The organism is Galbibacter sp. (assembly GCF_035306585.1).
Lineage (GTDB): Bacteria > Bacteroidota > Bacteroidia > Flavobacteriales > Flavobacteriaceae > Galbibacter.
Genome location: NZ_DATGNU010000044.1, coordinates 1 through 14888, shown reverse-complemented (window position 1 = coordinate 14888; position 14888 = coordinate 1). Strand labels below are relative to the sequence as shown.

Sequence of the window (14888 nt, the reverse complement as noted above, 5' to 3'; positions counted from 1 at the left end):
AACATTATGCAAGTATTACTCTTTGGTATTACAAAAGAAATAATAAATCAGGATGTCTTGATTATTCCCACAAGTGAAAATATTAAAGACGTCGGTGAATTAAAGGCCTATTTAAAACAAAAATATCCTGATCTAAGTCGTTTGTCATCCTTGGGAGTGGCAGTAAACAGCGTTTATGCCAAGGAGGATGTTTTGATTGGTTCCTCCGATGAGCTCGCACTGATTCCACCTGTAAGTGGAGGATGATCAGACAAACCAAGGCTTAGAATTAGTCAACTAGTAGGTAAAGTAGAAGAGAATTATGCTGATAGATAACCATAACAGAGTCATCAATTATTTACGATTGGCCATTACCGATCGCTGTAATTTACGTTGCAATTATTGCATGCCGGCCGAGGGAATTGATTTTGCCAAACGCTCTGAGGTATTTACTATAGAGGAGTTATGCCAGCTTAGTAGTATTATGGTCGATCAAGGTATTGATAAAATAAGACTAACAGGTGGAGAGCCCTTTGTCCGTAAGGATATTATGGGTCTTTTCAGACATTTGACAACCTTAGATGGGCTCAAGGAGATTTCTGTAACTACCAATGCCACCCTTATAGGACCTTATATAGAGGAGCTTGCAGCTTTGGGTATTAAAGATGTCAATCTAAGTATGGATGCGGTGACCAAAGAAACTTTTGAGCGTATAACAAGAAGAAATCAATTCGATATCGTTTATGAGAATATGCTCCGACTTATCGAGCAAAACTTTAAACTTCGTATCAACTGTATTGTCTTGGAGGGCCAAAACGAACAAGAAATAGTCCCCCTATTAGAACTTACCAAATACCATAATGTTTCCGTTCGATTTTTAGAAGAAATGCCCTTTAATGGAGGGGTCAAATCATTTCATAAAATTCGATGGGACTATAAAGCAATCTATAAGTATATTTCGGAGCGTTTCGACGGTATTGAAGAATTAAAATCACCATTAACTTCCACGGCCATAAATTATAAAATTCCTGGTCACATCGGTACTTTCGGAATTATTCCTTCTTTTTCGCGCACCTTTTGTGGCAGTTGTAATCGTTTGAGGATTTCTGCCACGGGAGATGTGATAACTTGTTTATATGGAAAACCACGAATGAACATTCGCGCACTTTTGAGATCAGAGAATTGTAACGAAAAAATTAGCACTGAAATCGAAAGAGCCATTGGTAGTAGATCCAAAACTGGATTTGAGGAGCAACAGCGCTATAAGGATGTGTTTAAAAATTCAATGACCTCGATAGGGGGGTAATTAACCCAACGAAGAAAATAGAAATACCATGAACAAACAACTCTCACATATAGATCAACAGGGCCGGGCAGCGATGGTAGATGTTTCTACAAAGGCCGTAAGTAGTAGAGTGGCGGTTGCATCCGGTGTGGTTTCTTTTCCTGAGGAGGTATTCAAGAGTTTAAAGCAAGAGCAATTCAACCACGAAAAAGGTAGTATTATTCAGACCGCAGTAATCGCTGGCATACAAGCTGTAAAAAAAACAGCTGATTTGATCCCACTGTGCCACCAATTGGCCTTGTCGAATATTCAGATCGATATTCAACCCAGAGAAAATAGCCTAGAGATAGTCTGCACGGTAAAATGTAACGAGCGAACTGGGGTTGAAATGGAGGCGCTAACAGGTGTTTCCGTCAGCGCCCTAACCATTTACGACATGTGCAAAGCCTTATCACATGATATTGTAATTAACAACATTCAACTCAAATATAAATCTGGAGGTAAAAGTGACTACCATCGCTAAACTTAACGCACTAGTACTTGCTGGCGGGCAAAGCGCTCGGATGGGGGTTGACAAGGGGCTTTTAGAATACCACGGTCAACCGCAGCGTTTATTTATCTACAACCTCCTTAGAGCGCACTGCGATATGGTTTATATGAGTATTCGACCGGATCAACAGGAGGAGTTCTCATCAGATGTTGACTGTATTGTAGATCAGAATAAATACCCAGGCCCCTTTAATGGTATTATGAGTGCCCATCTATTGTACCCAGCTCATGCATGGCTTGTGGTAGCGTGCGATATGCCGTTAATCAATAGAAAGGCCATCACCAGACTCATAGCTAAAAGAAACCCTTCCAGCGATGCTACCGCATACAAAGCGAAGGATAAAACAATTCCAGAACCTCTTTTTTGCATATGGGAACCCAGGGGTTTAATGGCTGCACATGATTATTTAGAAAATGGAATTAGCAATTCACCAGTTAAATTTTTAGCCAGTAGTTGTTTGGAAATTGTAAAGCCATTGCGCGATGATGTTCTTGTCAATATAAACCATCAAGATCACTATCGAAATCTAGTAAAGAGCATTAAAGAAAAAAATTGTAATGATTAAAAATAGATATATACGACAAACAACCTTAAGGGGCTTTGGGGAAGAAGGACAGCGGAAACTTCAAAATTCGAGTGTTCTTGTCGTTGGGGCTGGAGGATTAGGTGTTCCAGTGCTGCAATACCTCAATGCCATGGGTGTGGGAACAATCGGAATTGTTGAAAATGATAAGGTCGAGCTCAGTAATTTACAGCGACAACCCATTTACAGCGAACAAGATATTGGGAGACCTAAAATATCAGTTTCCATCGAGAAATTACAAGCTCAGAACTCCACTACTAAATTCCATTGTCATAATGAATTTCTAGGGACAGACAATGTCTTAGAAATTTTAAAGTCTTATGATGTGATTGTGGATGCTACAGATAATTTTCCAACGAGGTATTTGATTAATGATGCTTGTGTGATATTACATAAGCCCTTTGTTTACGGGGCTTTACATGCCTTTGAAGGACAAGTTAGTGTGTTTAATTATCAAAATGGCCCAACCTATAGGTGTCTTTTTCCGCAAATGCCAGGAAAAGATGAAATGCCCGATTGTAATGTCAATGGTGTTTTAGGTATTTTGCCTGGGATCATTGGAAATTTTCAAACCCTTGAAGTTATAAAGATCCTCACTGGAATAGGTCAGCCCTTATCTGGAAAATTATTACTTTACGATGGATTGGTGCAAATGATCCAACAGGTTAGCTTTGAGCCAAAGGTGGAAAATCAAACCCGTAACACTTTGGAGGAGAACTATCAATATAAAAGTTGCGACCTTAGCGCATTAGTAACACCAGAGGAGTTCCAGAAGATGCTCCTTAGTAAAAGTCAATACCAATTGGTGGATGTAAGAAGCCCAGAAGAATTTAGAGACTTTCATCTTGAGGACACCATAAATATTCCGCTGCAAGAACTTCCCAACCGCATTAGTGAAGTAGATATTAAACGGACTGTTGTTTTGATCTGCCAATCGGGAATTCGAAGTGAGAAAGCATTCAATTATTTAACAGAGTACTTAGATGGTGCCATTTATCAGCTCGAGGGCGGATTACAAAATTACACGCAGTTATGGAAATAACCACTGATTCACTCTTGTTGTTGGCACTGTGTTTTTTTGTGATCGCCACACTGTATTCCTCTGTAGGTTTCGGTGGTGGTAGTAGTTATCTTGCTATTCTAACCTTATTTGTGGGTAGCTTTTTTGTCATTAGATCCCTAGCGCTAGTGTGTAATTTAATGGTAGTCTCAACAAGTACCTACCTGTATTATAAAAAGGGTCACTTTGAAATTAAGAAGGTTTTACCCTTTGTGGGGGCTAGTATACCCTTGGCTTTTATAGGAGCGTCATTTCGGTTGGAGGAGTACATATTTTTCATTATTTTAGGGATCGCACTAATGAGCTCTGCTATTTTATTACTGACCCAAAATATAAAAAAAAGGAAGAATAATAAGGAGCAAGAAACTAAAATTTATCCCATGTGGATCACTGCAGCCTTAGGGGCTGGCATAGGCTTTCTCTCTGGTCTAGTTGGAATTGGAGGAGGTATTTTCTTAGCACCGATATTAAATCATATGCGCTGGGATTTGTCCATTAAAATTGCAGCCTTGGCAAGTTTCTTTATTTTGGTGAATTCTATATCGGGAATCGCTGGACTTGTGATAAATGAAATGTTTGTCTTTCCGTGGAAACTTGGCCTGATTTTATTAGGGGCTGTTTTACTCGGTGGACAATTGGGAATTAGAATTAGCCTTCATAAATTAAGTGGAGCTGGAATCAAAATACTCACTGCGATTCTCGTTTTTATAGTGGGATTAAGAGTGTTATTGAACAATGGATTGGGACTGATAAATTTTTAACCTTATGGAAATGATATCTTATCGAGAAGCTTTTGATATTGTACATAGTCATATACAAGATTATGGGATGGAAAAAGTGCCGTTTACCAGATCCTTAGGACGGGTGTTGGCACAAGATATAAAAGCGGATCGTGATTTTCCTGCTTTCGATCGAGCGACAAAAGACGGTATTGCGATTTCATTTGATGCTTTAGGATCCAAGAGTGAATTTGAAATTGCTGGGATTGTCGCAGCAGGAACGCATCAGATTTTATTAAATAATACAAATCAATGTCTTGAAATTATGACAGGGGCAGTCGTACCACAGGGGGCCGATACGGTGGTTATGTACGAAGATACCTATATAGACAAGGGCATTGCAAGGTTGCAAACCGAGGTTCGAAAGGGACAAAATGTGCACCATCAAGGAAGCGATACCAAACAAGGTGATGTGATTATCCCAAAAGATACTAAAATTAGTGCTGCGGAGATTGGCATACTTGCCGCGGTTGGGGCCGTGGAGGTAATGGTCAAAAAATTACCTGAGGTTTGTTTAATTTCAACTGGTAATGAACTTGTAGCGGTACATGAACTACCAGCTGCACACCAAATTAGGGAATCCAATATGCATACCCTCCACGCATTATTATCCTTACAGAAAATCGAGCCCAATCATCGCCATTTTGATGATGATAAAGAAGCTATTATTGCCTCCTTGGATGGTTTGCTAAATACTAATAATGTTCTGATCATTAGTGGTGGAGTATCCAAAGGGAAATTCGATTACATTCCAGAAGCATTAGAACAATTAGGGGTAAAGAAATGTTTTCATCGGGTATTACAAAGACCAGGGAAACCGTTTTGGTTTGGGGTTTATCCAAAGACCAACACCTTGGTGTTTTCCTTTCCTGGAAATCCCGTATCCACTTTTGTGAACTACCATGTGTATTTTAAAAGCTGGTTGCATCGATCTTTAGGATTAGATCAAACGGGGATTAAAGTGGTATTAGGCGAAGCTATGACCAATGAAATTCCACTAACAGTTTTTAAAAATGTGTATTTAAAAATAGAAAACGGCGTGCATACAGCCTATACTGTACAAGAGAATGGATCAGGGGACTTAATTAGTATGGGAAGAACAGACGGGTTTATTGTCCTACCTCCACAAAGCGAAACAATAGACCAAGGTGCGGCAGTGTACTTTTTCCCAACCAGAGAATAAAAGCCAATAGGTTAAAATTATGATGTATGAGTTTGAAAATATTATCACTGCCTATCAAAAAAATAAACAGCAGGGTAAACCATCTGTGCTAGCCACTGTGGTGGCCTTAGAAGGAGCTTCTTATCGCAAGCCAGGAGTTCGTATGCTGATCGATGTTGATGGAAAAATGGTGGGTGCAGTCAGTGGCGGATGTGTTGAAAAAGAAATTTACCGACAAAGTCAATCTGTGTTTGAAGTTGGCATCCCAAAGGTAATGACCTATGATGGGAGGTTTCGTTTAGGTTGCGAAGGGATTCTGTATATTTTAATTGAGCCAATGGAGTTATCCCAAAATTTTATAACGGCTTTTAGAAATAGTTTGGATCGTCGCGAGTCGGTACATCTTCAAAGTTATTTTACAAAAAAAGATCAAGAATTGGACCGCCGTTATGGAACCCTGGTAAGGTTTTCTAATAACACCTCTTACACTATCGGTGACCAATTAAATACTTCCACACCGCAAAACATGGATGGTTTAGAGATTTTTAAGCAAAACTTGCCTGCGGCATTACGCCTTATAATCATTGGTGCAGAACACGATGCGGTGCAGTTATGTAGCTTTGCTGCACTGAGTGGTTGGGAGGTATGTGTAATTGCAACAGATTCTGATCCCAAAGAACTCGTAAATTTTCCTGGTGCAAAGTCCGTGATCAATACCAGGGCCGAATTGTTTGATATGAATTTAATCGATGATCGAACCGCGGTGATGTTAATGACTCATAGCTACTCAAAAGATCTAAAATACTTACTACGATTAGAGCAAGCAACTACCATTTCTTATATTGGTCTTCTGGGACCCGCAAAGAGACGAGAACGGTTACTGAATGAGATCATGGAACAAAGGCCACAAGTTTCAGAGGCGTTTTTTGATACTATTCACGGCCCTGCAGGAATAAATATTGGGGCAGAAACTCCTCAAGAAATAGCTATTTCCATTCTATCAGAAATGCTTTCGGTATTCAGACAACAACCAATCATGCCATTGAAGAATAAAAAAGGAAGAATACATTCCTAAACAAAATCATATGAGTCCCAACATCGCTATAGTGATTCTTGCAGCTGGAGCCTCTTCGAGAATGGGGGTGCCTAAGCAATTATTGCCGTGGGGAAATAGCTCACTTCTGAATCACGTGATTCATACGGCTTGCACTTTGGATCACCAAGTACATGTGGTCCTAGGGGCTCATGGTGAAAGAATAAAAAAAGAAATTCCTGAAATAGTAAATTTACATTCTCATATTAACCCGAAGTGGAAGGAAGGTATTGGCAATTCGATTGCTTTTGCAATGACCAAATTAATGGATGTAAATCTAGATGGAGTATTATTTCTACTGGGAGATCAACCTTTTGTTAGTGCCAACTATTTGATGGAGTTGCTAAGGTGTTTTAAAGGGAATTCTACGGGGATAATAGTTTCTGAGTTTTACGGAAATCTAGGGGTGCCTGCCGTGTTTTCATCAGCGTACTTCAAAGAGTTATCTACACTAAGTACCGATGTTGGAGCGAAATTCATCATTAAAAAACACCCTAAAAAGGTACTAAAGCTAAATGCCGAAGAGTATGTTCGCGACATTGATACCCTAGCGGATTATCGAAAAGCCCATCAGATAATGTTTGGTAACTAATGGGTTATTTTTCTCAAGTGGATAATAACAGATGCAACCCTGCGGCTAGTACGGCTCCGACAATAGGTCCAATAATGGGGACCCAAGCGTAATGCCAATGACTACTGCCTTTTCCTTTGATGGGCAATATAGCGTGGGCAATTCTAGGGCCTAGATCACGTGCAGGGTTTATAGCATACCCAGTGGTTCCACCAAGCGACAGGCCGATCACCCAAACTAAAAATGCTACGGGCAAAGCTCCGATCGAACCTAAGCCAATAGGTGTTTGAGATGTATCGCCGATGATGGGATCCGTAAAATAAAAAATTACAAAGATCAAAACAAATGACCCGATGATTTCACTTATTAGGTTACTTGTTTTATTTGGTATGGCGGGTATGGTACAAAATGTGGCTAACTTTAAAACAGGGTCCGGAGTTTCTAGATAATGATCCCGATATACCAGAGCAACCATCGATGCGCCTAACATAGCTCCTATCATCTGAGCGATAATATATGAAGGAACCAGGACCCAATCTAAAAGCCCCGCTGTGGCTAATCCGACACTTACAGCTGGATTTAAATGAGCACCACTGTAGGGCGCGGCGATCACAACGCCAGTAAATACCGCTAATGCCCATGCGGTGGAGATGACCATCCATCCGGCATTATGTCCTTTGGTTTTGTTTAATACCACATTGGCAACAACACCATTACCCAGAAGAATGAGCATAAAGGTGCCAATGATTTCTGCTATGAATGCTGTCATGATTGATTTAATTTGGGTTTGTCCAATAATTGGTGGTTTGTACTGCTTTTTTCCAAGACTCTAATTGCTGTTCTACCTTGACGTTTTGTTCTGGTGAGTACGTTTTGTCAACCTTCCATTTTTCTATAATGTCTTGTTGATCTTTCCAATACCCCACACCTAGACCAGCTAAATATGCAGCTCCTAAGGCGGTTACTTCGGTAGTTTTGGACTTTACAATTTGCGTATTTAAAATAGTGGATTGAAACTGCATTAAAAAATCATTTTCCGTGGCACCGCCATCAACACGTAACTCTTTAATGGAGATGTTTGCATCAGCTTCCATAGCTTTTAAAACATCATAGGTTTGAAAGGCAATACTTTCCAAAGAAGCCCTAACGATATGTGCTGCTGAGGTTCCTCTCGTGATACCTACCATGGTGCCTTTGGCATGTTGATTCCAATATGGGGCACCTAGACCTGTAAATGCGGGGACGAAATACACCCCATCGGTGTCCTTAACTTTTCTTGCCATTTTTTCAGATTCTTTGGCATTTTTGATAAGACCTAGTCCATCTCTAAGCCACTGCACTACTGCACCAGAGATAAAAATACTGCCTTCCAATGCGTAATGAATATCGCTTCCAATTTTCCAAGCGATAGTGGTTACAAGTTTATTTTTAGAAACCAATGGTTTATTACCAATATTCATCAGCATAAAACAACCTGTTCCATAGGTGTTTTTAACCATACCAGCCTTGTTGCACATTTGACCAAAGAGCGCAGCATGCTGATCGCCTGCTATGCCTGTAATGGGGATTTTTCGTGCAAAGAGCATTCCAGAAGTATAAGCAATGTCGCCACTTGAATCACATACTTCAGGAAGCATAGTTGAAGGAATATCGAAAAGATTTAAAAGCTCTTGATCCCAATCCAGCGTATGAATATTAAACAGTAAAGTTCGGGAGGCATTGGTGATATCTGTGAGGTGTTTTTGACCATTGGTAAGGTTCCATAGGAGCCAAGAATCCACGGTGCCGAAAACTAATTCTCCAGCTTCCGCCTGCGCTCGAGCATTGTCCACATTATCCAAAATCCACTTTACTTTTGTAGCTACGAAATAGGCATCGATCACCAACCCAGTTTTTGCTCGTATTTTATCTTCCCAACCTTCTTTTATTAATTGATCACAGTAATCAGCGGTCCTTCTATCTTGCCAAACAATTGCATTGTATATGGGTTCACCTGTTTTTCGATTCCAAACAATAGTGGTCTCTCGCTGGTTGGTTATACCGATCGCTGCTATGTGATCGGCATGAAGTTTGGCCTTTGACACCGCTTCTATCGTAACAGCCATTTGAGAAGACCAGATTTCATTTGCATCGTGTTCTACCCATCCTGGTTTAGGGAAGTACTGTGTGAATTCTTTCTGTGCAATGGACTTGGTGTACCCATGCTTATCAAAAACCAACGCTCGTGAGCTGGTGGTTCCTTGATCTATGGCTAATATATATTTTGACATTTTGGTAAATTACATTTTGGTTGTTTGATAGATTTGTGGAATTTCGCCAAAAAAATCCAATAATCTTTAAAAGTGCCTTTAAAATTTAGTCAAAATGGAATGATTTCGTCGATTTACCTTTTGTCAATGGTTTCATTGATTGGTTTAAGTAATGGCAATTGTAAATGAAATTTAGCGGCGATTAATCTAGCGATGATAACTGTTATTGCGGTCATTAATTCGGTGATGTCAGATGAAAAATTAAGTTTGTAAAACAGATAATACACTCCCCCACCAAAAACACAAGCCAGTGCATAGATGTCCCTGGTAAATACTAGTGGGACTTTATTAAGTAATACATCTCGAAAAACACCACCAACGGTTCCAGTGATTGTTCCCATCATAACACATACCCAAAAAGGTAATCCCATGGCCAAGCTTTTACTGATTCCTACCACGGTAAATAACCCTAATCCAATGGCATCAAACATAAATAAAGTACTGCCCCAACGGAACAACTTTTCTTTAAATAAGATAGCGGATAAAAAGGCGATCCCAGTGGTTATAAAATACATGGGGTTCATCATCCAAAATGGCCGAACATCTAGGAGTAAGTCACGTGTTGTTCCACCACCGATAGCGGTAACTAATGCGATAATAAAGGCGCCAAACCAATCAATTCTTTTTCCTGAAGCCAACCTTAGACCACTGATAGCGAAGGCAAATGTCCCTAGTAGGTCAAGGAATATAGTAATGCTGAATTCCAATGTGTTTTATATTAATAGGTGTTATCCGATTTTTACAGAAGTCATGCTTAATGAACCTCCAAGGGTATTATCATTAAACAAACTTACGCTTTCGTCAGAATCTTTCAAACCTAAGACATATAATAAAGGCAAATAATGTTCGGGAGTAGGTATGGCCAAATCAAAAACGCGCCCTTGGGATCTAAAGTTAATAAGGGCAGTATGATTTTGGTCTAATATGAACTTTTTCATTTTCTCATCTGCTTCAATCGCCCAATCGTATCCAGAACCGGAAGTGTTTATGTTTCTCCAATCCACCATCCTTAGATTGTGAACCATATTCCCGCTTCCGATAATGAGGATTCCTTTTTCACGAAGTAATTTAATTTGTTGTCCAAGTTCATAATGGTATTTCGGTACCTTATTGTAATCAATACTCATCTGGATAACAGGGATGTTTGCATTTGGATACAAATGGCGTATGACACTCCAGGCACCATGATCTAATCCCCAGCTCTGATCTAGAACAACGTTGGTTGAATGGATAAGTTCCTTGGTTCTAACAGCTAATTCAGGACTACCAGGTGCAGGGTATTGAACATCAAAAAGAGCCTGAGGAAATCCTCCAAAATCATGGATAGTTGGTGGATTTTGCATGGCGGTTACAAAGGTTCCATTGGTTTCCCAATGCGCAGAAATGCATACGATAGCTTTGGGCTCTGGTATTTGTGTAGCAACCTTGCGAAATCCTTGGACAAATTCATTTTCTTCTATGGCATTCATAGGACTGCCATGTCCTAGAAATAATACAGGCATCTTTGGAGTGTTCTCCATGGATGCTGACATTTTTGAAAGATCATTTAAATCCATGATAATAGCATTTAATTGTTAGTCCTGTATAGCATTCTGTTTGCGCAGTCTGAAGCACAAATAAGTCCGCCAACCAACATAATGATGTCCTTTAATACCAATCTTCCAGCCCCAGATAAATAAGGAAATCCATGCTGTGGTGTTGGAAAATCACCATCCAAGTTCGGAACGTAGACCTCTGGAGTTGTTATCAAAAAACTTAGCGTCACTATGGACATTCCAAAGGTGAGCAATCCTCCTACAAGACCTATTTTGGGTGACCAAATCCCTATTAAAGTCAAGATTCCTATAATAACAATGACGGTTCCAAGACCATAGGAAAAGACATAAGTATTGTTCTCTTTATGCCAGTCGATATTTTTTTGGACTGTTTTACCCTCTGGATTTTTATAGTCCTTGTATTCTGGCGCATTCTTGTGAATAGAAGAATGACATAAAAGGACTATTGGCAACAAAAGGCACAATGCCATCTGCTTCATATGGAAAGGCTTTCAACCTTCCAATCCAAATCATTACTATAAAAATAGCCAGACGGATAAGATTGATAAAATTTGATTGACTTTTTGCTAGGAATTTTACTATCTCGCTCATCAGTACTGTTGTATTAGTTTTTATACGCAGTTTCAATGTGGATCGTATTTTCAAGTATCTTATGAACTGGACAACGGTTGGCAATTTGTAATAGGCGGTCTTTTTGAGCGGTATCCAAGTCACCTACAAATTCTAATTTTCTTCGAATATTGGTTTTATGTTCATTGGGCATATAGTCTAGTTCAATACTTATCCTCACTTTTTGTAAGTCCCAATTTTTACGACCTGCATACATTTTAAGCGTTGCTGAGGTACAGGCTGCTAGGGCAGATGCTAGAAGTTCTTTCGGTGAAAAACCTAAATCTTGCCCTCCAAGATGCTCTGGCTCATCCGCAATGAGCGTGTTTCCAGATTCAGAGGTCAATACCACTTTATAATCTTGATCTTGGATGATAGAAGTAATTTTTGCCATGTTGAGATATGTTTTAAAGGTTAAATCGATTAATTCCCTAAAGCATGGTAGGCTATCCTTGGGGAGTGTTACACAAAGATGTGGATTATTTATACATAGCTGCTTATTGTAATAGGAAAAAGTGTGGTGGGTCTATAGAACCAAACTCGATTCCTGTGCGCTATATTCACTTGGGGTTTGTGCTGTTCTTTTTTTTCATATTCTAGTAAGGTGGATTTCAATGCTCTATTCCACGTGTAAACCGATCTACGATTTATTTATAGTTGGTTGTTGGCTCGTGCTGAATTTCCTTGTCTCTATAATTTTAATTACGGTTTGATGGATGTTGGTTTTGCTTTTCTATAATGGATAAAGTGTGCTAACCTTCCCTGATTTCTTATGACTCATTCTTTGAGATTTTGTACCAGTTGGGTGGCTGGTTTTGAAATAATTTGCTCCAGAAACCGAGGTCCTACTTTCGAAAATTTTGAAAGGCTGTTTCACGCTGAAAATTTAAAAAACTTATATTCAACCAGGTAATTATCTTTTAAAGACCCTTATCTATCCGATAGGTAGCTTTTTATTGTTTCAATTGAGAACCAATAAATGGGATTCTTGGTGCTAAAAAGTATCCTGTCAAACTTGCAAACAAAATAGGGATAAAATGTCCGAACCCTGTTAAAGTGGCCAATAAGATGGTAGTACTCATTGGAGTTCTAGTTACACAAGCATTAATGGCTGCCATACAACTCACAATTGCTAGTGATAGATTGACCGAAGGAAACAATTGATGGATGATTAATCCCAGCGTAGCTCCTGTGAAAAATAGGGGGATGATAAATCCACCTCTCCATCCTGAAGTTACCGTTATTGCAATGGCCACTACTTTAAACACTAGAATTGCTAGTAATAAAGTTAAGGAAAAATTAGCAGAAAGCAAATCATTGATCTCATGATGACCATAATACCTTGTGATAGGAAGGTAGTAGGCAATCACTCCCAATAGAATTCCACCGATAGTTGTTTTTATAAATATGGGGATGGGTCTTTTCTCAAATAGTGTTTTAAAGAATTTTGCACATATTATAAATCCCCAACCAAAGGCTGCTCCAACCATGGCGAAGAGTACTGCAAATGCAAAGTCAAATAATCCTGAGTACTCATAGGAAGATAAATCCCAGAGCGGTCCTAGTCCTAAATGAACGATAAAGGCAAATACCAAATAACTAAAACAGCTTGCTACAAAAGCGGGTATAACCGCCTTGTAATATTCTACAGCATGTTTATGGTGTAATATTTCCAAGGAGAATAAACTACTTCCCAATGGAGCGCCAAATAGGGCAGTGAAACCAGAGGCCATTCCAGCGATGCTCATCGATCTGAGATCTTCCCCTTTTAGGCGGCATAATTTACCAATATATGTTCCTGTTGACCCTGTGATCTGAACCATAGGAGCTTCAGGTCCAAGACTTCCTCCTGATGCTACACAAAGCAAGGACGATAGTATCATGGAGGGATTATTTTTAGGATCTAATTTTCCTTTATTAAAGCGAATATTATTTACAATCAAATGAATTTCACCAGGATCCCCTATGAAGTGGATAATAAGCCCTGCTCCAAGCCCACAAATAGCCATCAGTGGAATAACGGTCCAGCCAGTGAAGAATGCAAATTGATGTGTTATATACTCTAGTGTTATCCAGTAAAGTCCTGCAATGACGCCACCTAAAAGTCCAAGCAACGCCCATAAAACAAAATTTCTGCTGAAAACGAACGGGTTAAATTTAACGGGTTGATCTAATATACTTAAATAAGTTACTAATTTTCTTCTACGTTTTAATTTCACTTCTTCGTTCTTTCTGTTATTAGAGAGGCTTTAATGTGTTTCTCTGATAATTAAAGCGTTGTATTTGCTTATTTGTTATTGGACGGGCAAAATTAGGCATTTGTTTTTGTAATCTTATGCCTGTTTGAGAATTCTTTTGAAGCATTCTGAATGGGATCGGTAAATTTTAAATCATCCTATTGTGTAAATAAGTACATAATGGATGTTGTTTTGGTATGCGCCACTGTGCCTAGCTACTTACTCTTATTTTTCAAAAAGGTTGATGGTATAGTCCAATAGATCTCTTCCACCTATCTGGCCATGGCCAGGAATCACAAGCTTCACATTAGGGTATTTTGATTTTACTTTTTCAACAGTTTTTGACCATTGATCAATGTTGGCATCGTTTAAATTTCCTTTTCCTGCTCCGATCTCTTTAATCAGACAACCTCCAAAGACTACTTCCTCTAGCGGGAAATATCCAATGATGTTATCGCTAGTATGCCCTTGTCCGAAATACTCAGCATATATACTTTGGGTTCCGACACTAAGCGTGAATTTACGAGTAAAACTCTTTACTAGAGAAGAGAATATTTGACCATTTTGTGTTAAGAGCGATAAAGTTTCTTTACTGGCGAATGTAGGAATATTATAAGCTTCAAATTCTTCTATTCCTCCTACACAGTCTTGATGGAAATGGGTAGGAATAAGCGCAATTATCTCACTCTTTAATTGCTGGGTTATAAATTGAATCAGCTCTTTAGAACTTTGATTATCGGTTGGAGTATCAAATATAACTCCTTCATTGTCACTAATTACAATCATTCCATTGCAACCTACTTTTCCAAAATCATCTGTGTTTAGATAGGATACATGAAGGTAAATGTGGTCGGATAGTTTTTTGATTATAAGGTTACTACTCTGATAAACCACCATTGAATCAATTGAAAAATCGATTGTTTGTTGGTTGAGGATGTTTGGGGTATGTAAATGAGCGTTATCGGCAGTTGTATCTACTAAATTAAAAGCTAGTCCCAAAATAAAGGCGATGGTAATTCCCAAATTCATAAGTTGTGACATTTTTGACTTACGTTAAGGTAGGTATTATTGAAATCTTCAAAATGCTGGAAAATTACCAACTTTTGGAGAATTGG

Annotated in this window: 16 protein-coding genes and 1 pseudogene; 9 read left to right on the top strand and 8 right to left on the bottom strand. The window is 39.0% G+C overall.

Features of this window, described 5'->3' with window-relative positions; genetic code table 11:
- Positions 1-6: 6 nt before the first annotated feature.
- Genes VKY50_RS04780 through VKY50_RS04740 form a run of 9 tightly spaced genes read left to right on the top strand, consistent with a single transcriptional unit; the run spans position 7 to position 7083 of the window.
- A complete protein-coding gene (locus VKY50_RS04780; protein ID WP_324299403.1) occupies positions 7-246 on the top strand; it encodes a MoaD/ThiS family protein in 240 nt (79 codons plus the stop codon).
- Positions 247-301: 55 nt separating this feature from the next.
- Entirely contained in the window at positions 302-1285 is a 984-nt protein-coding gene (gene moaA, locus VKY50_RS04775) for a GTP 3',8-cyclase MoaA (protein WP_324299401.1), read from the top strand.
- A 28-nt stretch (positions 1286-1313) separates the two neighbouring features.
- Positions 1314-1787 carry a cyclic pyranopterin monophosphate synthase MoaC gene (moaC, locus tag VKY50_RS04770; RefSeq protein ID WP_324299398.1) on the top strand — a complete coding sequence of 158 codons (474 nt, stop codon included), beginning with the start codon at positions 1314-1316 and terminating at the stop codon, positions 1785-1787.
- A complete protein-coding gene (gene mobA / locus VKY50_RS04765; protein ID WP_324299396.1) occupies positions 1771-2379 on the top strand; it encodes a molybdenum cofactor guanylyltransferase in 609 nt (202 codons plus the stop codon). Before moaC ends, mobA begins: the two co-directional genes overlap by 17 nt.
- Positions 2372-3439, top strand: a complete 1068-nt coding sequence (locus tag VKY50_RS04760; RefSeq protein WP_324299394.1) for a HesA/MoeB/ThiF family protein — start codon at positions 2372-2374, stop codon at positions 3437-3439. Before mobA ends, VKY50_RS04760 begins: the two co-directional genes overlap by 8 nt.
- Entirely contained in the window at positions 3430-4218 is a 789-nt protein-coding gene (locus VKY50_RS04755) for a sulfite exporter TauE/SafE family protein (RefSeq protein ID WP_324299392.1), read from the top strand. Before VKY50_RS04760 ends, VKY50_RS04755 begins: the two co-directional genes overlap by 10 nt.
- Positions 4219-4222: 4 nt before the next feature.
- Positions 4223-5419: a molybdopterin molybdotransferase MoeA gene (locus VKY50_RS04750; RefSeq protein ID WP_324299390.1), complete on the top strand. Its 1197-nt coding sequence runs from the start codon at positions 4223-4225 to the stop codon at positions 5417-5419.
- Positions 5420-5438: 19 nt separating this feature from the next.
- Positions 5439-6473, top strand: a complete 1035-nt coding sequence (locus VKY50_RS04745) for an XdhC family protein (protein WP_324299388.1) — start codon at positions 5439-5441, stop codon at positions 6471-6473.
- Positions 6474-6483: 10 nt separating this feature from the next.
- Positions 6484-7083, top strand: coding sequence for a nucleotidyltransferase family protein (locus VKY50_RS04740; protein ID WP_324299387.1), 600 nt, complete (start codon positions 6484-6486; stop codon positions 7081-7083).
- A gap of 13 nt (positions 7084-7096) precedes the next feature.
- On the opposite strand, the gene VKY50_RS04735 is transcribed toward VKY50_RS04740, so the two are convergent.
- From VKY50_RS04735 to bla, 8 genes and pseudogenes are all read right to left on the bottom strand, one after another.
- Positions 7097-7831 (bottom strand): MIP/aquaporin family protein, encoded by a 735-nt coding sequence (locus tag VKY50_RS04735; protein ID WP_324299384.1) that lies wholly within the window; start codon positions 7829-7831, stop codon positions 7097-7099.
- Positions 7832-7838: 7 nt separating this feature from the next.
- The gene (glpK, locus tag VKY50_RS04730) at positions 7839-9332 is read right to left on the bottom strand and encodes a glycerol kinase GlpK (protein WP_324299382.1); all 1494 of its coding nucleotides are present in this window, start codon (positions 9330-9332) and stop codon (positions 7839-7841) included.
- Positions 9333-9445: 113 nt separating this feature from the next.
- The gene (locus tag VKY50_RS04725) at positions 9446-10078 is read right to left on the bottom strand and encodes a trimeric intracellular cation channel family protein (protein ID WP_324299380.1); all 633 of its coding nucleotides are present in this window, start codon (positions 10076-10078) and stop codon (positions 9446-9448) included.
- Positions 10079-10099: 21 nt separating this feature from the next.
- Positions 10100-10927: a 4,5-DOPA-extradiol-dioxygenase gene (ygiD, locus tag VKY50_RS04720; protein WP_324299378.1), complete on the bottom strand. Its 828-nt coding sequence runs from the start codon at positions 10925-10927 to the stop codon at positions 10100-10102.
- An 11-nt stretch (positions 10928-10938) separates the two neighbouring features.
- Positions 10939-11518: pseudogene (rclC, locus tag VKY50_RS04715) on the bottom strand (reactive chlorine resistance membrane protein RclC).
- A gap of 13 nt (positions 11519-11531) precedes the next feature.
- Positions 11532-11930: an OsmC family protein gene (locus VKY50_RS04710; RefSeq protein ID WP_324299376.1), complete on the bottom strand. Its 399-nt coding sequence runs from the start codon at positions 11928-11930 to the stop codon at positions 11532-11534.
- A 559-nt stretch (positions 11931-12489) separates the two neighbouring features.
- A complete protein-coding gene (locus tag VKY50_RS04705) occupies positions 12490-13755 on the bottom strand; it encodes a chloride channel protein (RefSeq protein ID WP_324299374.1) in 1266 nt (421 codons plus the stop codon).
- 243 nt (positions 13756-13998) lie between these two features.
- Positions 13999-14802, bottom strand: coding sequence for a subclass B1 metallo-beta-lactamase (gene bla, locus VKY50_RS04700; RefSeq protein ID WP_324299372.1), 804 nt, complete (start codon positions 14800-14802; stop codon positions 13999-14001).
- Positions 14803-14888: the final 86 nt, after the last annotated feature.